Source organism: Flavobacterium sp. Sd200 (assembly GCF_009826935.1).
Taxonomy (GTDB): domain Bacteria; phylum Bacteroidota; class Bacteroidia; order Flavobacteriales; family Flavobacteriaceae; genus Flavobacterium.
The window spans coordinates 543,169-561,987 of sequence record NZ_WUMN01000001.1; the positions used below are offsets into that span (position 1 = coordinate 543,169).

Annotated in this window: 12 protein-coding genes and 1 pseudogene; 11 read left to right on the forward strand and 2 right to left on the reverse strand. The window is 39.5% G+C overall.

Annotation, left to right across the window (positions count from 1 at the left end):
- Positions 1–295: 295 nt before the first annotated feature.
- The 3 genes and pseudogenes from GR160_RS02465 to GR160_RS02475 all read left to right on the forward strand — a co-directional run bounded on the left by GR160_RS02465 (position 296) and on the right by GR160_RS02475 (position 3,567).
- Positions 296–1,279: an alpha/beta hydrolase gene (locus tag GR160_RS02465; protein ID WP_160748245.1), complete on the forward strand. Its 984-nt coding sequence runs from the start codon at positions 296–298 to the stop codon at positions 1,277–1,279.
- Positions 1,280–1,287: 8 nt separating this feature from the next.
- Entirely contained in the window at positions 1,288–2,025 is a 738-nt protein-coding gene (locus tag GR160_RS02470; RefSeq protein ID WP_160748246.1) for a hypothetical protein, read from the forward strand.
- 87 nt (positions 2,026–2,112) lie between these two features.
- Positions 2,113–3,567: pseudogene (locus tag GR160_RS02475) on the forward strand (catalase).
- A gap of 61 nt (positions 3,568–3,628) precedes the next feature.
- Here GR160_RS02475 and GR160_RS02480 read toward each other — a convergent pair.
- Positions 3,629–4,717, reverse strand: coding sequence for a M42 family metallopeptidase (locus GR160_RS02480; protein ID WP_160748247.1), 1,089 nt, complete (start codon positions 4,715–4,717; stop codon positions 3,629–3,631).
- A gap of 79 nt (positions 4,718–4,796) precedes the next feature.
- Between GR160_RS02480 and GR160_RS02485 the strand changes: the two genes are divergently transcribed.
- Positions 4,797–5,453 (forward strand): DUF4294 domain-containing protein, encoded by a 657-nt coding sequence (locus GR160_RS02485; RefSeq protein ID WP_160748248.1) that lies wholly within the window; start codon positions 4,797–4,799, stop codon positions 5,451–5,453.
- 8 nt (positions 5,454–5,461) lie between these two features.
- On the opposite strand, the gene GR160_RS02490 is transcribed toward GR160_RS02485, so the two are convergent.
- Entirely contained in the window at positions 5,462–6,148 is a 687-nt protein-coding gene (locus GR160_RS02490; protein ID WP_160748249.1) for an NUDIX domain-containing protein, read from the reverse strand.
- 235 nt (positions 6,149–6,383) lie between these two features.
- Between GR160_RS02490 and GR160_RS02495 the strand changes: the two genes are divergently transcribed.
- The 7 genes from GR160_RS02495 to GR160_RS02525 all read left to right on the forward strand — a co-directional run bounded on the left by GR160_RS02495 (position 6,384) and on the right by GR160_RS02525 (position 18,744).
- A complete protein-coding gene (locus tag GR160_RS02495) occupies positions 6,384–9,467 on the forward strand; it encodes a TonB-dependent receptor (protein ID WP_160748250.1) in 3,084 nt (1,027 codons plus the stop codon).
- A gap of 17 nt (positions 9,468–9,484) precedes the next feature.
- Positions 9,485–11,041: a RagB/SusD family nutrient uptake outer membrane protein gene (locus GR160_RS02500; protein ID WP_160748251.1), complete on the forward strand. Its 1,557-nt coding sequence runs from the start codon at positions 9,485–9,487 to the stop codon at positions 11,039–11,041.
- 402 nt (positions 11,042–11,443) lie between these two features.
- Entirely contained in the window at positions 11,444–13,003 is a 1,560-nt protein-coding gene (locus GR160_RS02505; protein ID WP_160748252.1) for an alpha-N-arabinofuranosidase, read from the forward strand.
- A gap of 11 nt (positions 13,004–13,014) precedes the next feature.
- Positions 13,015–14,628 carry an arabinan endo-1,5-alpha-L-arabinosidase gene (locus GR160_RS02510; protein WP_160748253.1) on the forward strand — a complete coding sequence of 538 codons (1,614 nt, stop codon included), beginning with the start codon at positions 13,015–13,017 and terminating at the stop codon, positions 14,626–14,628.
- Between the two features lie 67 nt (positions 14,629–14,695).
- On the forward strand, positions 14,696–15,622 hold the full coding sequence (locus tag GR160_RS02515) for a glycoside hydrolase family 43 protein (RefSeq protein ID WP_370519203.1): 927 nt from the start codon (positions 14,696–14,698) through the stop codon (positions 15,620–15,622).
- 2 nt (positions 15,623–15,624) lie between these two features.
- Positions 15,625–16,626 (forward strand): arabinan endo-1,5-alpha-L-arabinosidase, encoded by a 1,002-nt coding sequence (locus GR160_RS02520; RefSeq protein WP_160748255.1) that lies wholly within the window; start codon positions 15,625–15,627, stop codon positions 16,624–16,626.
- 126 nt (positions 16,627–16,752) lie between these two features.
- Positions 16,753–18,744 carry an alpha-L-arabinofuranosidase C-terminal domain-containing protein gene (locus GR160_RS02525; protein WP_160748256.1) on the forward strand — a complete coding sequence of 664 codons (1,992 nt, stop codon included), beginning with the start codon at positions 16,753–16,755 and terminating at the stop codon, positions 18,742–18,744.
- Positions 18,745–18,819 lie beyond the last annotated feature (75 nt).

Genomic DNA, 18,819 nt, shown 5'->3' on the forward strand with positions numbered 1-18,819 from the left:
TTTAATTAATAAAACATAATTGATGAAATTTTGTAATAATATTTAAAAAAAATCGACTAAAGCCAATAATCAGTTAATTGCAATTGGTGTTGGCTTTTAACATTTTGATAAAGAAATAATCAATTCTGCACCTCTAAATATCGCTGAAAATACAGCGATTATTCGCTATTAATCAGTTGATTATAATTTAGCTTTAAATTTAATTATTTGATTTTCAGTATTTTGTATTTAATGGTGTGATTTTGGCTCAATGCAATACAAGTTTATAAAAAATAATAATCAAAACTTTTATATCATGAGTACAACTTTATTAAAATCAAATCCTTACGACAGTGATCCAAATTTATCTGAAGCAGTTAAAGAGTTTTTAAAACCACTTAATGCAGAAGGAAATCGTCCGTTAGAGAGTCTTTCTGTTACCGATGCCCGCAATGTACTTACCGGAGCACAACAAGCCTTTAAGGTAGATCTTAGCGGTATCGAGGAGTATGAAAAAATCGTAGAGCATGCCGGGTTTACTATAACCCTAAACATTGTAAGACCTGAAGGTGAAAAAGGTACTACACCCGTATTTATGTATATACATGGCGGCGGGTGGGTTTTAGGTGATTATCCTACACACAAAAGAATGGTTAGGGATCTTGTGGTGCTTACAGGTTTTACCGGAGTTTTTGTAGAATATAAAAGGGCTCCGGAAGTAAAATATCCGTATCCTGTAAATGAAGTTTATGCGGCAGCACAATGGATCGCTGCTAATGGATCCGAGATAAATGTAGACGCTGCAAAGCTTGCCATTGTAGGTAATAGTGCAGGAGGCAACCTTGCTGCTGCAACCATCCTTATGGCTAAGGAAAATGGTGGGCCTGATTTTAAAGCCCAGATCTTATTTTGGCCTGTTACCGATGCCAATTTTGAAAGGGAATCGTGGAAGCTTTTTGGTACTGAACGATTTTTAACGGCATCACTTATGCAATGGATGTGGGATCAATATGTTGAACCTTCCAAGAGAAATGAAATATTTGCTTCTCCATTACAGGCTACTGTAGATCAGTTAAAAGGATTGCCGCCTACGCTTATTCAGGTTGCAGAGAATGACATTTTAAGAGATGAGGGCGAAGCATTTGGAAGGAAACTTCTTGAAGCGGGTGTTGATGCCACTACGGTGCGCTTTAATGATGTTATACACGATTGGGGACTTCTTAACGGTCTTGCCGATTTGCCACAAACTAAGGCGCTGTTTGAGCAGGCTGCCGCAACTTTAAAAAAATACCTTAAATAATTATAACTATGAAAACACTATTTGCAATTTTAAGTTCATTTGCTATTGGAATTGTTCCAACAGCCGACTGTGATAAATGTTATGACAATGATGATTTTGTAATAAAATCGGCATCAGTAACAAATAACAAAGACCTTGGCGTTACCATTTGGGAAATAAAAGTTAAGGGCGAGGCAGGAGCTACAACTCCAAAAGCCGCTGGAAAGTTAAACGGTGCACCTGTATTGGGCTATGTTTTTCCTACAACACTTAAACCTACCGATGTGGGCTTTAGCAATACCGAAGGCATTGTGGCATTGGCATTAACATCTCATCCGGATTTTGACGATACTCCAATGTGGGACGAAGATGCCGATACAAATTATGGCAACGATGGTGTAATATGGCATCCGCATTGGGTTATATTAAATAAAGATAATCGCGTTGAAGGAGGGCTATCGGTAAAACAATTTAAAAAAGGAGATCCAACCGTAACGTTGCCGGCAAATAACCCCGGAATGGAAATGTATATGGACAGCCCCGGTTTTAATGTGGTTACAAAAGGCAATTCTATAAAAGTAATTGTGCCAAACTACAGGATAAGCAATAAAACCAATTTTAAATTTGATGCCGTAGCCTGCTACATGATGGTAAACACCGGCGATGGCGACGATAAAATGGGCGCAGGAGACAAACCTATGCTGGGGGTTTATAAAGTGTATTCTGTTGCCAGCGGTAATCTTTCATTGCCTTACAGTGTAAAATAAAAATTTCTCATTATGCAACTGCCGATAGATCTTTCGGCAGTTGTTATTTCTTAATAATTTTTACCAATCATTTAAATCATATTAATCATGGAAAATAACAAACTTACTACAGCTACCGGAACACCCGTTCCTGACAATCAAAATATAATGACGGCAGGCAAGCATGGTCCTGCACTTTTACAGGATTTTTGGTTCCTTGAAAAAATGGCACATTTTGACAGGGAAGTTATACCCGAACGCAGAATGCATGCTAAAGGTTCCGGTGCTTATGGAGAATTTACCGTTACGCATGATATTACCCAATATACCAAAGCCGATATTTTTTCGGAGATAGGAAAAACAACTCCAATGTTCGTACGTTTTTCTACCGTGGCAGGCGAACGTGGCGCGGCTGATGCCGAGCGCGATATAAGAGGCTTTGCCCTTAAATTTTACACTTAGCAAGGCAATTGGGATCTTGTTGGAAATAACACTCCCGTATTTTTTTTAAGAGACCCAATGAAGTTTCCGGATCTTAACCATGCCGTAAAGCGCGACCCAAAAACCAACATGCGCAGTGCCGATAATAACTGGGATTACTGGACGCTGCTGCCCGAGGCACTGCATCAGGTAACCATAAATATGACAGATAGGGGCATACCTAAAAGTTACAGGAACATGCACGGTTTCGGTAGTCATACTTTTAGTTTTACAAATGTACATAACGAAAGGTTTTGGGTAAAGTTTCATTACAGGACACAGCAGGGTATAGAGAATCTAAGCGATGCAGAGTCGGTAGCAATAATAGGGCAGGACAGGGAAAGCCACCAAAGGGATTTATTTGATAATATAGAGAATGGTAATTATCCTGAATGGAAGTTCTATATCCAGATTATGACTCAGGAACAGGCCGATAACAGTCCATTCAATCCTTTCGATCTTACCAAAGTTTGGCCTCATGGCAGTTATCCGCTTATACCTGTAGGTAAATTTGTTTTGAACAGAAATCCTGAGAATTATTTTGCTGAGGTAGAGCAGGCGGCATTTAATCCGGCCAATGTAGTTCCTGGCATCGGCTTTTCGCCCGATAAAATGCTACAGGGCAGGCTTTTTTCTTATGGAGATGCGCAGCGGTATCGCTTAGGGGTTAATAATTATCAAATACCGGTAAATGCTTCCAAATGTCCTTATCATGCATTTCATAGAGATGGAGCAATGCGTGTAGATGGAAATTATGGCTCCACTAAAGGCTACGAACCCAACAGCTTTGGCCAATGGCAGCAACAGCCACAATATAAAGAGCCATCCCTTGCCCTGCATGGAGATGCAGCAGCGTGGGATCATAGGGAAGATGAAGACTATTTTTCTCAGCCGGGCAATCTTTTCAGGTTGCTTACAGAAGAAAAGAAACAGTTGCTTTTTACAAATACTGTAGCGGCAATAGGGGGTGTGCAGCGGTTTATACAGGAACGCCACATCAAAAATTGTTATAAGGCCGACTCTGATTATGGTACAGGCGTGGCAAACGCTCTGGGTATAGACATAAGCGAAGTAATAAGATAAAAACAAAGCCTGCACTAAAAAATGCAGGCTTTATTATGACAATTTTTATTTTTGATAAGGCTTATTTAAAATAAGAAAAAGTTTCGCCGTCTTCTATATTAAGTAATGTTTCATAGATGAGGCGTATAACATTTTCAACGTCTTCACGCTGCACCATCTCTACAGTAGTATGCATGTATCGAAGCGGTAATGATATAAGTGCTGAAGCTACACCGCCGTTACTATAGGCAAAAGCATCAGTATCAGTGCCTGTAACGCGGCTTGAAGCAAGGCGTTGAAAAGGTATTTCGTTTTTAAGGGCAGTGTCAATTATAAGCTCGCGCAGGTTGTTTTGCACGGCAGGAGCATAAGTAATAACCGGACCTTTACCAATTTGGGTGTCGCCTTCAATACGTTTCTCTATCATTGGCGTGGTACTGTCATGGCAAACATCGGTAACAATGGCTACATTAGGTTTAATAGTTTGTGTGATCATTTCGGCACCGCGAAGACCAACTTCTTCCTGTACAGAGTTTGTAATGTATAAACCAAAAGGCAGTTTTTTACCATTTTCTTTAAGTAAACGGGCTACTTCGGCAATCATAAAGCCGCCAATACGGTTGTCAATAGCGCGGCAAACAAATTTATTTTCATTTAATATTATGAATTCATCAGGATAAGTAATAACACACCCCACATGTACCCCAAGGTTTTCAACCTCTTCTTTAGTGCTGCAGCCAAGGTCTATAAAAATAGTTTCAATTTTAGCAGGTTCTTCTTTGCCACGGTTGCGGGTGTGTATGGCAGGCCAGCCAAATACTCCTTTAACTATGCCTTTTTTGGTATGGATATTGACACGTTTAGATGGAGCGATCATGTGGTCGCTGCCGCCGTTGCGAATTACATATATAAGTCCGTTATCAGTAATGTAGTTTACATACCAAGAAATTTCGTCGCTATGGCCTTCTATAACTACTTTATAAGGGGCATCGGGGTTTATTACGCCTACAGCAGTACCATAAGTATCGGTAATAAAAGTGTCTACGTACGGAGTTAAGTATTCTTTCCAGAGTTTTTGCCCTTCAGACTCATATCCGGTAGGTGATGCATTGTTTAAATATTGCTCTAAAAATGCCAGTGATGCATCGTTTAATATAGATTTTGATGACATAAATATAATTTTTGGCTAAAATATAAATTACATTACAGAGTTTGGTATTATTGTATATTTTTGATGTAAATTTTTGAAGATGAAGTTAGGGGTAATATCTATAATATTCCTGTTTTTAGGGCTTGCAGTACATGCACAGGATCCTGTGCAGGACAGTATATCTAACGATTCAATTGCATTTAATATGCAGTTGCAGGAAATAGTGCTTTCTAATGTAAAAGATACCCTGTCTGAAGAAACAAAGAAGCAATTACTTCTTTTGCGAAGACGCGTTATAAAAGTATACCCTTATGCAAAAATAGCGGCAGAGCGTTTAACCATGCTCAACAAGACCATGAGCCTGCTAAAAACAGATAAGGAGAAAAAGAAATACTCTAAGATCGTTGAAAAATATTTGACCGATGAGTTTGAAGAACAGTTAAAGAAGCTGTCGAGAAAAGAAGGGCAAATATTGGTAAAACTTATATACAGGCAAACAGGTCACTCAACCTTTGATTTGATAAAAGAGCATAAAAGTGGCTGGAAAGCTTTTTGGTACAGTAAAATAGGTAAAGCCTTTAATATAGATATAAAATTGGGCTATAATCCATCGGCAATTGCCGAAGACTTTTTGATAGAAGGTTTTTTAATAAAGGCTTTTGAAGAAAGGCGGTTGGTAAAACAGGATCCGGCATTTAAAATAGATTATGCGGCCTTAAAAAAATCCTGGAAAGAAAAGAATAAAAAAGAAGGTTAACGCATAAGTTATAGCTTAAACGTAAAACCTTCCTGTACCTTAAACTGATATTTTTCTTCGTCGAACATATAAAAGTAAGACCCTTTGCGCGATGAGTTCATGTCTTTCTCATCGGTTTTAAGTAAAATATCAAGTGCGTTTATTTTATTTATAAAATTACGTTTGTCAAGAGTTTCACCCAAAATGGCTTCATAAAGGGTTTGTAATTGTTTCATGGTAAACTTTTTTGGCAGGAGTTCAAAACCTATAGGCTTGGAAAGTGCCCTGCGCCTCAGCCTTAGCATGGCATTATCAACCATTTTTTTATGGTCAAAAATAAGGTCAGGTGCCTCATTAATATTAAACCATTTAGCAGAATAATTTTCATTGATCTCGGCTGTATGTTCTGTAATATTTATCAGGGCATAGTAAGCCACAGAAACCGTTCTGTCAACGGGGTCACGGTCAACAGCCCCATAGGTTCTAAGCTGCTCCATATATATATTATGCAGTCCGGTCAATTCATTAAGTACCCTTACAGCGGCCTCATCCAGATTTTCTTCGCGGTTCAAAAAACCGCCCATAAGTGACCATCGGCCTTTTTCGGGCTCAAAATTTCTTTTGATAAGCAGTATCTTTAGGTTTTGATTGTCAAAGCCAAAAATTATACAGTCTACCGCCAGTAAAATCCTTTCTTTATCGTTGTAATTATTCATGGATGCATTTAAAATCGCAGCCAAGATACTAACATTACCATAAAATTGCAAGATTTTTGCGAAAACGTGTACAATATACATTTAATGTATGAATACGTTGTAGTATTATTGGGTTAATAGTTTATTTATGTTAAAAATTAATTTATCTAAATTTTTATTTGTTTTTTATGAAAATCTTTTGTTAAATTTGGAAGTGTAAAAAATACATTTATAAACTAACCAAATTTTAATGATTATGACGAGAATTACCAGTTTATTCTGTCACGATCAGGCAAAGCTTAAATTATTTAAGTTGGCCTGCTTTGTGGTTTTCTTATTCTCTGTTTCTGTGGTAAATGCACAGAACGCTACCATTACAGGTAAGGTAACATCTGCCTCAGACGGATTAGGCCTTCCAATGGCAAATGTAGTGGTAAAAGGCTCTTCTAACGGAGTGTCTACAGACCTTGACGGAAATTATTCTATCTCCGCGGGCGCAAACGATGTATTAGTTTTCTCTTACGTCGGTTTTACAAATCAGGAAATTACCGTAGGTAACCAAACGGTAATTAATATTGCATTGAGTGCTGCGGCTACAGAACTTGAAGATGTGGTAGTGGTAGGTTACGGTACGCAAAAAAAGGCTGACTTGACGGGATCTATTGCTGTGGTAAACGTTTCTGAAGCTAAAAAAACTTCCACCAGCGATGTTTCGCAATTATTACAGGGTAGAACATCAGGTGTTACTGTGACAACAGACGGTCAACCAGGTGCCGGTCCTCAAATCAGGATTAGGGGTATAGGTACTTTTGGTAATGCAGAACCATTATATATTGTTGATGGTGTTGCTATGAGTGGTTCTGTAAGGGATTTTAACCCTAACGACATTAAAAGTATCCAGATACTAAAAGACGGTGCTGCCAGTGCTATCTATGGTTCAAGGGCTGCTAATGGAGTGGTAATTATTACTACTAAGAATGGTAGGAAAAATTCTCCGCTTAAAATAGAATACAGTGCTTACTATGGTATAGATGAAGTTGCTCAAAAAATCCCTGTACTTAATAGGGTGCAGTACCAGTCGATCGTTAATCAAAAGCGTACTAATGCTGGCTTTACTTTATTGCCGGGTAACGATCCAAATTCTCCATTGTTTATATCAGATACTGATAATGACTGGCAGAAAATAGGATTAAAAGACGGAACACGCCACAATCAGAACTTTAACTTTTCAGGCGGTGGCGAGAACTTTACCTATAACGCTTCTGCTGACTATTTTAAGCAGGAAGGAATGTTTGTGGGTAGGGGACCGAGCTATGAAAGATATTCAGGCCGTATAAATACGACTTTTGAAAAAGGTATCTTTAAAATGTCTCCATCATTATATTATGCGCATTCTTTTGAAAATTCGCTTACTTTTAGAGGAGACGTTTTAACAGGTGGACGCCCACCTCTTATTAATGACCTTGTAATGGCTATACCTACAATGCCGCTGCATGATGCTAACAACATTGGGGGCTGGGGTGGTACAAAAGCAGAGGTTCACGGCACGATTACATTGAATGTACCGGGTATTAACTCTTTGTTTGAAAACTGGGTAGAGGTAGACAGGACGTTTGCTATTGTAAATCCTGAGCTTAAACTGGTTAATACTAATGGACATGAGCTTATTTATAAGCTAAACCTTAGCTATGACAAAACTCAAACAAGGGATTTTTCTTTTGTACCGGAGTTTAATATGGGCTATTTCTTCAACTCAGGAAAATCATTGCTTGATGATAATACAAGAACATATACCAACTCACTTGTTGAGAATACCTTAGAGTATAAAAAGGTTTTTGGCAAGCACGATGTTAATTTAATTGGAGGCTACACGTTTCAGGCACAGGAATTTTTGCGAAGAAATGGACATTCAGAAAACCTACCGCAACCTTACCTTCCCCTGCTTGGCAACGGTATAAACCAGACAGTAGGCTCTTATGAAGAAAAAGAAACAATTGCATCAGTATTCGGACGTTTAACCTACAGTTTTGACGACAGGTATCTACTTCAGGCCACCATCCGCCGTGACGGGTCATCAAAGTTCAGGAAAGAGATTCGTTTTGGTAATTTCCCATCTATAGCATTGGGGTGGAAAATAAGCAACGAAAAATTCTGGAATGTGTCTGAAAATTATGTGAGCCAGTTAAAATTACGTGGTAGCTATGGTGAACTAGGTAACCAAAGCATAGCAAATTACCGATATCAGGCGGTTATAAATAATAATATACCCTATGTATTCAACGGCCAAGTGGTTATGGGAGGGCTTCAAACCAGTGTTGTAAATAGGGATATTACTTGGGAAACAACAAAATCTACCAACTTTGGTGTTGATGGTACATTCCTTAAAGGAGCTTTTGACCTGACTGCTGATTATTACATCAAAGAAACCAGCGATATCTTAATTAATGGGCCTATACCTAACTCTACGGGCTCGTTAGACCTTGCACCGTGGGTAAATTCAGGTTCGGTAAGGAACTCAGGTTTAGATATTGAGCTTACTTACCATTACAACAAAAGCAAAGATTTTAGCTTTGACGTTTCGGCAAACGTTAGTACAATTAAGAATGAAGTGCTTAGGCTTGGCGCGGACGGAGAGCCTATTTATGGTACCGGATCTAAAACAGAAGTAGGTGGCAGGATAGGTGAACATTTTGGATATGTATATGAAGGTATATTCCAGTCTGCTCAGGAAGTTGCAGATCATGCATTCCAATCGGGCGGTACTTCTGCTGGAGATATTAAATTTAAAGACCTTAATAATGATGGTGTAATCAACGCTGATGATAGGGCTTATTTGGGTCGCGCCATTCCAAGTATAACTTATGGTTTAAACTTTAGTGCTACCTATAAAAACTTTGATTTTACAGCCTTTGCATCAGGTGCGGCAGGATACTATATTAACAGTGCTTTATACAGGACGTTAATGTGGTCTGGTGACTCAGTAAACTCACATACAGATATTTTAAATCACTGGACACCAACAAACACCAATACAGACATACCAAGGCTGGTATCAGATGACCCTAACGGAAACAATAGGGATTCTAACAGACCAGGCTGGTTACAAAGAGGAGATTATTTAAGGATTAATACTATTAGTTTAGGCTATAAACTGCCAACTTTCTTTGGTAAGACTATTGAATCGGTAAGGATTTATGGCACTTTGCAAAACCTGCATACTTTTACTAAATATGAAGGTTTTAACCCTGATTTTACTTCGGGTACATTAAACCCTGGGTTTGATGGTGGAAGCTACCCAAGGCCGAGGAGTTATATGATGGGAGTACAAGTATCATTTTAATCTTAAAAATTTACGAAATGAAAAAAATAAAAATATTATTGATAGGGTTATCATTTATTGCTCTTAGCTGTAATGATGAACTTGAACAAATAAATCCTAATTACCCAACAAGTGAAGGGTTTTGGGAAACTGACGTGCATGCTGTAAAAGGGGTTGATGCTATATACAATGCCTTTATAATTGATGGGTCTTTTATGCGTATGACACCTGCACTTACTGATGGCAGGGGTGATGATTTCAAAGGAGACAGTCCATGGTTAGATCTGGTTCAGGTAGCAAATTTTAACATATTATCTACTTCAGGGCCTGTTGATTGGATGTTTACGTCTTATTATATAGCTATATTCCGTGCCAATCAGGTTTTACAATATGTTCCAGCAATTGAAATGGACGAAGCACTTAAACAACGCTGCCTTGGCCAAGCACACTTTTTGAGAGGATTGGCATATTTCCAGTTGGTAACTAATTATGAGCAAGTGCCTTTAACGACTACAGTTCCGGTAAGTTCTGCTGATTATTACGCGGCTACCGGAACAAACGAGCAAATATGGGCGCAGGTTATTGAAGATTTTACTGCTGCTCAAAACTTACTTCCGGTATCATATAGTACACTTTCAGGTCCGGATCTTAATCAGATAGGAAGAGCGACAAAGGGTGCTGCTACAGGATTTTTAGGTAAATCATACCTTTATACAAGGCAGTGGAGCCAAGCAGCGACTGAGTTTAATAAACTTATCAACGGGCCGGAATTAAACATATACAGTCTTACTTCAAACTATCAGGATAACTTTAGTCCTTATACTGAAAATAACTCAGAGTCTTTATTCGAGATTCAGTTCCAAACAGGCTCGGGCACTATTAAAAACTACGGTGGCGAACCATCATCTGCATGGATGCAGGTAAGTTCTGTGGGGCATACCTATGCTATGGAAGGTTATGGATATTCTGACTTCCTGCCTACACGCTGGATTTATGATGAGTACAAATTAGAGCGTACTGTTACAGGAGCCTTAGATCCAAGACTTTTTGTTTCTATCGCTTCTTATGAAGCGGCTGCGGGAAGGACTACTGTGTATAATGGTCAACCTTGGCTAAATCCACAAACTAATATTTATCCGCGCAAATATACTCATGATGGCTTCGACTTTAGTACAGAAAGCCAGGGCGGTGTAGAATATTCTGAAATTAATTACCGTGTATTGCGTTATGCTGATATTTTGTTGATGTATGCAGAAGCACTTAACGAGCAGGGGCAAACTGCGAATGCTTATCAGTACATTCAGCAGGTAAGGAATCGTGCAAACCTTCCAAATCTTGCTGATACAAGACCGGGTATGACACAGGAGCAAATGAGAGATCAGTTAGGTCATGAACGTGCACTGGAACTTGCTATTGAGGGTATCCGTATACACGATATCATCCGTTGGGGATGGTTATATGATCCTGCAAAGCTTGCTATGTTGCGCTCTCATGATACTGACTTTAATACATGGACACCGGGTAAAGAGTATCTTCCTATTCCTCAAAGGGAGTTAGATATCAACCCTAATGCACTACCAAATTCTGCTAACTAACAGTTATGTAGTTTTCATTAAATTAAGCAGGCCAATAGGCCTGCTTTTTTATTATAGCAATTATTTTTTGTTAAAGGAAACCTGTGTTTATAACTAATTGTAAGTTGAATACGTTGTAGTATTGTGTTGTTGTCATATTATTTTAGTTAAAAATTAAAATACTGAAATTTTTATTTGGGTTTTATGAAAACATTTTGTTAAATTTGGAAGTGTAAAAAATACATTTATAATCTAACCAAACTTTTTAATTTATGTTTATCACCCAACATTACATTCGCGATGAGATGGTTGTTTAATGCTTTTAACTTTTAAAGCTCAAATCATTAATTCACTTTTTTGCTTTAACAGTAGCATTTGCTTTGCTGTTTGAGCACTAATCTTTTTTAGTAAAATCAAATTACCATGCTTAAAAAAAACTCTATTTTTTCTTATTTATTTATAGCTACGGCTTCTTTTGTTTCTGTAAACAGTGTTGATGCCCAGCAAAGAGCTACCGTATCGGTAGAGAAAAATGAAAAAGCGCCTACCATTAATAAACATATTTACGGTCATTTTGCCGAGCACCTTGGCAGGTGTATCTATGATGGTTTTTATGTAGGTGAAAACAGTAAAATTCCAAACACAAAAGGTGTTCGTAACGATATTATCGCTGCTCTTAAAGATCTTGGAATTCCTAACCTGCGTTGGCCGGGTGGTTGTTTTGCTGATACTTACCACTGGAAAGACGGTATTGGGCCTAAAAATGAAAGGCCAACTATTGTAAACCAATGGTGGGGTGGTACTACTGAGGATAACAGTTTTGGTACACACGACTTCCTTAACCTTTGTGAAGTTCTTGGTACAGAGCCCTATCTTGCTGCCAACGTAGGCAGTGGTACGGTTAAAGAATTTGCCGATTGGGTACAGTATGTAAACCACGATGGCAAAAGCCCAATGGCTGATCTTAGGAAAAAGAACGACAGGGAAAAGCCATGGGGAGTTTCTATATGGGGTGTAGGTAATGAAATGTGGGGTTGTGGCGGTAACATGACACCGGAGTATTACGCAAACCTGTACAGGCAGTATGCTACTTTTATGGGCGACTGGGAAAACTCAGGTAAATTGTTCCGTATAGCATCGGGGGCTAACGTAGCTGATTATCATTGGACAGAAGTTTTAATGCGTGATATTCCTAAAAACCTTATAGAAGGCGTGGCACTTCACTCTTATTCGTTTGTAAAATGGGAAAAGAAAGGTTCATCTACAAAATATGATGAATCGCAATATTTCGATACCATGAAAACAGCTCTTAAAATGGAGGAGCTTGTTACAAGGCACAGCGAAATAATGGATAAATATGATCCTGCTAAAAAAATTGCCCTTATTGTAGACGAGTGGGGTGGATGGTATGATGTAGAAGAAGGTACAAATCCGGGCTTCCTGTATCAGCAAAACACCATGAGAGATGCTATGATTGCAGGCACTACGCTAAACATATTTAACAACCACAGCGACCGTGTTCGTATGGCTAACCTTGCGCAAACTGTAAATGTGTTACAGGCAGTTATACTTACAAAAGGCGAAAAAATGATACTTACACCTACATATCATGTAATGCAGTTGTATAAAGTACACCAGGATGCCAAGCTTTTACCTGTAAAAGTTTTAACGCCTGACTATAAATTTGGAGATGCAACGCTGCCTGCAATATCGGCAAGTGCTTCGGTTAAAGAAGGCAAAACACATGTGTCTTTGGTAAACATAGATTCTAAAAATGCAATAACTGTAGATGTAGACCTTGCAACTTCTAATCTTAAAGGTTTTACGGCTAAAATAGTTTCATCAGCCAAACTTCAGGATCACAACACATTTGAAAATCCGAATGTAATTGCTCCTAAAGATTTTAAAGATTTCAAGTTTAAAAACGGCGTGCTTTCAGTAACACTTCCTCCATTCTCTGTAGTGGTTCTTGAAGGAAAATAATAAGATCTTTCATGAAAAAAATAACATATAAAGCAATAACAGCAAAATCACTTAATTGTTTTTTTGCTATAGCTGTAGCCGGATTTATGGCTGTAGGCTGTTCTGGCAGCGATGACAGTGCTCCGGCAGATTCCGGTACGGATGACGAACCGGGCCAGACTTTCAACGGTCCAACCTATGCGGATAATTATACACCTATTGGGGCATGGGCTAACAGAAGCCAATGGAACCTTGCAAATGTACACGATCCTACAGTTGTTAAGGATGGTGAGTATTGGTATATGTACCAAACAGATGCCTCTTATGGTAATGCTCATGAAGGGCATGGACATTTTCATTGCAGACGTTCACGCGATCTTGTTACCTGGGAATATATAGGTGCAACAATGCCGGGTGAGGCTAACTGGGTAAAAGATGTTATAAATGAAAAAAGAGCTACAGAAGGACGTGCTCCTATACAAACTATAACGTATGGCTATTGGGCACCTTGTGTGCGTAAAGTGGGCAGCAAATTCAGGATGTATTACAGTGTTATAAATGATGCTGAGATAGAAGGCACAGATCCTAATACATCTTGGGGCGAGGAGTCTTACATTGGAATGATGGAAACTTCAAGTCTTGCTTCTAATGTATGGGAAGATAAAGGTGCTGTAATATGGCAGGTGCCTGATGGTGTAGAAGATTTTAGAAGAAACGGTGCTAACGACTGGAGTGCCTACTATAAATATAATGCTATAGACCCAAGCTATATAGAAACTCCGCAGGGCGAGCATTGGCTGATATATGGATCATGGCATACAGGTATGGCTGCCGTGCAGATAGATCCTGTAACTGGTAAACCTTTTCAGTTAAACAACGTTTCTGATTTTGGTGTGCGCATTGCAGGCCGTGGCGATGTTAACACAAACAGATGGCAGGGACTTGAAGGTCCGGAAATTATTTATAACCCTGATACACAGTATTATTATCTGTTCCTGGCTTATGATGAACTTTCTGTCGCATATAATACACGTGTAGCTAGATCCCGTACTATCACTGGTCCTTATGTAGGCATAAACGGGCAGGATATTACAACAGGGGCAGAGTGCTGGCCAATGCTTACGCATCCTTATGCCTTTGCTAACCACACAGGCTGGGTAGGTATATCGCATTGCGCAGTGTTTAAAGATGATGTTGCCAACAAATGGTATTTTTCATCGCAGGGCAGACTACCTGAAAATGTTCCGGGCATAAACGTATCTAATGCTGTTATGATGGGGCAGGTAAGGGAGATGTACTGGACGTCTGACGGATGGCCGGTTGTATCGCCGGAGCGTTATGCTGCTGTACCGCAAACCGATCTAACTCCTGATAATATGGCAGGAAGATATGAGGTTATAACCATGAACTATGCCTACAGGACGCAGCAACGTTCTTTAGTTGTAACCCTTGGTGCCGATGGAAATCTTACAGGTGCCATGACAGGTACATGGAGCTATAACAATACAACGAGAACATTGCTTTTAAATGGCAGGGAATGTAAGGTGTCTAACGGATGGGACTGGGAAGCATCTCCAAGAAAAACGACCATTACTTTTACCGGACTTACTGCTGATGGCAAACCTATATGGGGTAAAAAAATGTAATACCCTTTAATTTATTACAAGAATAATGAAGAAAGTTGCACTTACTATATTGTCTGCTGTTGCGCTAATGTCCTGTTCATCCTCAAAACAGCAGGTAGCCACAGCAAACTTAAAAATTAATAACCCGGTTATAAAAGACAAGTACACAGGCGATCCTGCGGCACTTGTATATAAAGACTCGGTTTATTTGTATGCAGGTCACGATGTAGCACCAAACGACTTTAATTTTTATAAAATGGAAGAGTGGCTGGTGTATTCGTCTGCCGATCTTATACATTGGAAAGAGCATCCGGTGCCGTTGAAAACAACCGATTTTAAATGGGCAAAGGGCGATGCCTGGGCGGCTCAGGTTATAGAACGTAACGGCAAATTTTATTGGTATGTAACCGTTAGCCATGCTACAATTCCGGGCAAGGCAATCGGAATAGCAGTATCAGATTCGCCAACTGGGCCATTTAAAGATGCATTAGGAAAGGCCTTGATTACAAACGATATGACCAAGCAGGTAGGTATAGATTGGGATGATATAGACCCAACCGTTTTTGTAGACGATGACGGTCAGGCTTATTTATACTGGGGCAATCAGGTGTGTAAGTACATAAAGCTTAAAGAAAATATGCTTGAAGCCGATGGTCCTATAAATGTGGTTAACCTGCCTAATTTTACTGAGGCGCCATGGCTGCACAAGCACAACGACTGGTATTACCTTTCGTATGCTTATGAGTTTCCGGAAAAGATAGCGTATGCTATGAGTAAATCGCCGGCAGGCCCTTGGGAATACAAAGGCATACTTAACGAACTGGCAGGTAACAGCAATACCAACCACCAGGCTATTATAGATTTTAAAGGAAAGTCATACTTTATATATCATAACGGGGCTATACAACCACATGGTGGCAGCTTCAGGAGATCGGTATGTATTGACAGGCTTTATTATAACCCCGACGGTACTATGAAACGTGTAGTAATGACAACCGAAGGAATACAGGAATAGTTATGAGAGTTAGTTTTAGTTTAAATATTTATATTTGGGTTTTGTTAGTTTATGGCAGTGTTTTTTCTCAAAAAACACTGCACATAAACGAAACCATAGTACACGATCCTGTAATGATAGAGCAGGACGGAACATACTATTTGTTTTGTACCGGTAAAGGCATTTCGATGTTCTCGTCTAAAGACATGAACAACTGGACAAAACTGAACCAGGTTTTTGAAACCGCACCACAGTGGGTAGAAAAGGTAGTGCCAAAGTTTGATAACCACATTTGGGCTCCCGATGTTTCATTCCATAATGGGCAATACTACTTGTATTATTCAGTGTCTGCATTTGCAAAAAACACATCGGCTATTGGTGTTGCTACCAATAAAACGCTTAATCCTGCCGATAAAAATTATAAGTGGATAGATCATGGCATTGTTATAGAATCGGTTCCTAACAGAGATCTTTGGAATGCCATAGACCCAAACCTTATTTTTGATGAGAACAATACACCTTGGCTTGCTTTTGGTTCTTTTTGGAACGGGCTTAAAATGGTAAAGCTTAACGCCGATCTGAAAACCATAGCACAGCCACAGGAATGGCATACCATTGCACGACGCGAGCGCAGTTTTAAACTGGAAGATAAAGACCCGGGTGATGCTGCTCTGGAAGCGCCTTTCGTATTTAAAAAAGACGGCTACTATTATCTTTTCTTATCATGGGATTACTGCTGCCGTGGCGAGAACAGTACTTATAAAGTAGTGGTGGGAAGGAGTAAAACAGTACAGGGACCTTATGTTGATGCCACAGGCAAACCTTTGTTTGAAGGCGGCGGCACATTGGTTATCGAGGGCAATAAAAACTGGGCTGGGGTAGGGCATAACAGTACCTACACTTTTAAAGGCAAAGATTATTTGGTTTTTCATGCCTACGATATGGCGCAGCGCGGAGTTCCTAAGCTTAAGATAAAAGAGATTAAGTGGGAAAACGGCTGGCCAAAAGTGGAGCCTATGAACTAAACCTGATCGATGGATAAAAATTTACATAAATAACGAACAAAAAAGCATTCCGGCCTGTACAGCTTCTTCTTTAAAAGGATTTGTATTGAGGCTGGAATTTTGATTATAAACACTAATTACCCAATAATGAAAAAACATTTAATTAAAACAGCTGCTCTTACGGCTTTTGCATTAACAGGCTCAATGCTTTGTAATGCACAATCTGCCAAAGAGCGCAAACTGGTGCTTAACCTTGCTAACACAGGAGTTAAAATTCAGCCTACCATGTACGGTATCTTTTTTGAGGATATAAACTTTGGTGCAGATGGCGGACTTTATGCCGAGATGGTTAAAAACCGTTCTTTTGAATTTGACGACCCGTTGATGGGCTGGAAGCAACCAAACAGCGACAGGCACAAGCTGAATGAAAAATCGGGCTATGCCAGTGCAATAGAAAATAACCATCCAACAAACAAGCATCTGCTACGTGTTCAGGTAAAAGATAATAAAGGGTACAGCCTTATTAACGAAGGTTTCCGTGGTATGGGTGTTAAGGCTAACGAACTTTATGATATTTCTTTAGATGCCGCTACAATAGAGGGGACTATTACCGCTATTAAACTTCAGTTTGTTGATGCCAAAGACAATGTGCTTGGCGAAACTACAGTAAATGTTTCGGGCAAAGACCTTAAAAAATACAAAGCCCAGATAAAGGCAACCAAAACAGAGGCTAAAGCAAACTTTAAAGTAACGTTTACTGGTACAGGAACAATCAACCTTGATAATGTTTCGGTTTTCCCTAAAGATACCTGGAAAGGCCGTCCGGGCGGTTTACGTAAAGACCTTGTTCAAAAGTTATACGACCTAAACCCGGGGTTCCTTCGTTTCCCTGGCGGCTGTATTGTAGAAGGGCGTACATTAGAGCAACGCTACCAATGGAAAAAAACTGTTGGCGATGTTGATAACCGCGAACTGCTTATTAACCGCTGGAACACTGAGTTTGACCATCGTTTAACACCTGATTATTTCCAAACGTTTGGTTTAGGTTTCTTTGAATACTTCCAAATGGCAGAGGATATAGGTGCAGAGCCACTGCCGGTACTTAGCTGTGGTATTGCATGCCAGTTTAATACAGGAGAAATGGTGCCTATGAACGAGCTTGAGCCGTTTATTCAGGATGCTGTAGACCTTATTGAATTTGCCAATGGCGATGTTACCACTAAATGGGGTAAGCTGCGCAGCGATATGGGGCACCCGAAGCCGTTTAATATGAAATATATTGGCGTTGGTAACGAGCAATGGGGGCCGGACTATATTGAGCGTTACAAAGCTTTTGAAAAAGTGATACACGCAAAATATCCAAACATGATCATTGTTTCGGGCAGTGGCCCTTTTCCTGACGGAGAATATTTTGATTACGGCTGGAAAGAGCTTTCTAAGCTGGGCGTAAAAATTGTAGACGAGCATTTTTACAATACTGCTGAGTGGTTTAAAGGCAATGCTACACGTTATGATAAATATGACCGTAAAGGCCCTAAAGTTTTTGCAGGTGAGTATGCTGTTCAAAGTAAAGCCATTGCAAGTCCTGAGAACAAAAACAACTGGGATGGTGCGCTTGCTGAAGCTGCTTTCATGACAGGGCTTGAGCGTAATGCAGAAGTGGTTAACCTTACATCTTATGCTCCGCTTTTTGCCCATGCAGAGGGCTGGCAGTGGACACCGGACCTTATTTGGTTTAACAACCTAGAAAGCTATGCAACACCTAACTATTATGTGCAGCAATTGTATGGCACAAATGCCGGTACAGATCTTGTTGCGGTTACAGAGGGCGGCAAAGCAATAACAGGCCAAAACGGTTTGTTTGCATCGGCGGTTACCGATAAAAACACTAAAGAGGTTATTGTAAAAGTGGTTAACACCACAAAAGAAGCCCAAAAAACTGATATAAGCGTTAAAGGAAGTAAACTTGCCAAGACAGGAAAGATCATTACACTTAAAGGGGAGACGTTGAGCACAGAAAATACTTTTGGTGCAGAAAGTGTTGTTCCTAAAGAGTCTGAATTTAAATTGAACGGCAGTAAAATTGATGTTACTGTTCCTGCAGAATCTTTTATAGTGATAAAAGTTAAACTTTCTTAAAAATATTAAGTGTTTAAATTACATTTATTATTTTTTTCCTGCTATATTTGCGGGAGTAACAAACCCAACACAAAG

Coding starts and splice junctions, on each gene's coding strand:
- GR160_RS02500 (WP_160748251.1), top strand. CDS start 9,485: ATGAAAAAAATAAAAATATTATTGATAGGGTTATCATTTATTGCTCTT.
- GR160_RS02465 (WP_160748245.1), top strand. CDS start 296: ATGAGTACAACTTTATTAAAATCAAATCCTTACGACAGTGATCCAAAT.
- GR160_RS02495 (WP_160748250.1), top strand. CDS start 6,384: ATGACGAGAATTACCAGTTTATTCTGTCACGATCAGGCAAAGCTTAAA.
- GR160_RS02505 (WP_160748252.1), top strand. CDS start 11,444: ATGCTTAAAAAAAACTCTATTTTTTCTTATTTATTTATAGCTACGGCT.
- GR160_RS02470 (WP_160748246.1), top strand. CDS start 1,288: ATGAAAACACTATTTGCAATTTTAAGTTCATTTGCTATTGGAATTGTT.
- GR160_RS02520 (WP_160748255.1), top strand. CDS start 15,625: ATGAGAGTTAGTTTTAGTTTAAATATTTATATTTGGGTTTTGTTAGTT.
- GR160_RS02485 (WP_160748248.1), top strand. CDS start 4,797: ATGAAGTTAGGGGTAATATCTATAATATTCCTGTTTTTAGGGCTTGCA.
- GR160_RS02515 (WP_370519203.1), top strand. CDS start 14,696: ATGTCCTGTTCATCCTCAAAACAGCAGGTAGCCACAGCAAACTTAAAA.
- GR160_RS02480 (WP_160748247.1), bottom strand. CDS start 4,717: ATGTCATCAAAATCTATATTAAACGATGCATCACTGGCATTTTTAGAG.
- GR160_RS02490 (WP_160748249.1), bottom strand. CDS start 6,148: ATGAATAATTACAACGATAAAGAAAGGATTTTACTGGCGGTAGACTGT.
- GR160_RS02510 (WP_160748253.1), top strand. CDS start 13,015: ATGAAAAAAATAACATATAAAGCAATAACAGCAAAATCACTTAATTGT.
- GR160_RS02525 (WP_160748256.1), top strand. CDS start 16,753: ATGAAAAAACATTTAATTAAAACAGCTGCTCTTACGGCTTTTGCATTA.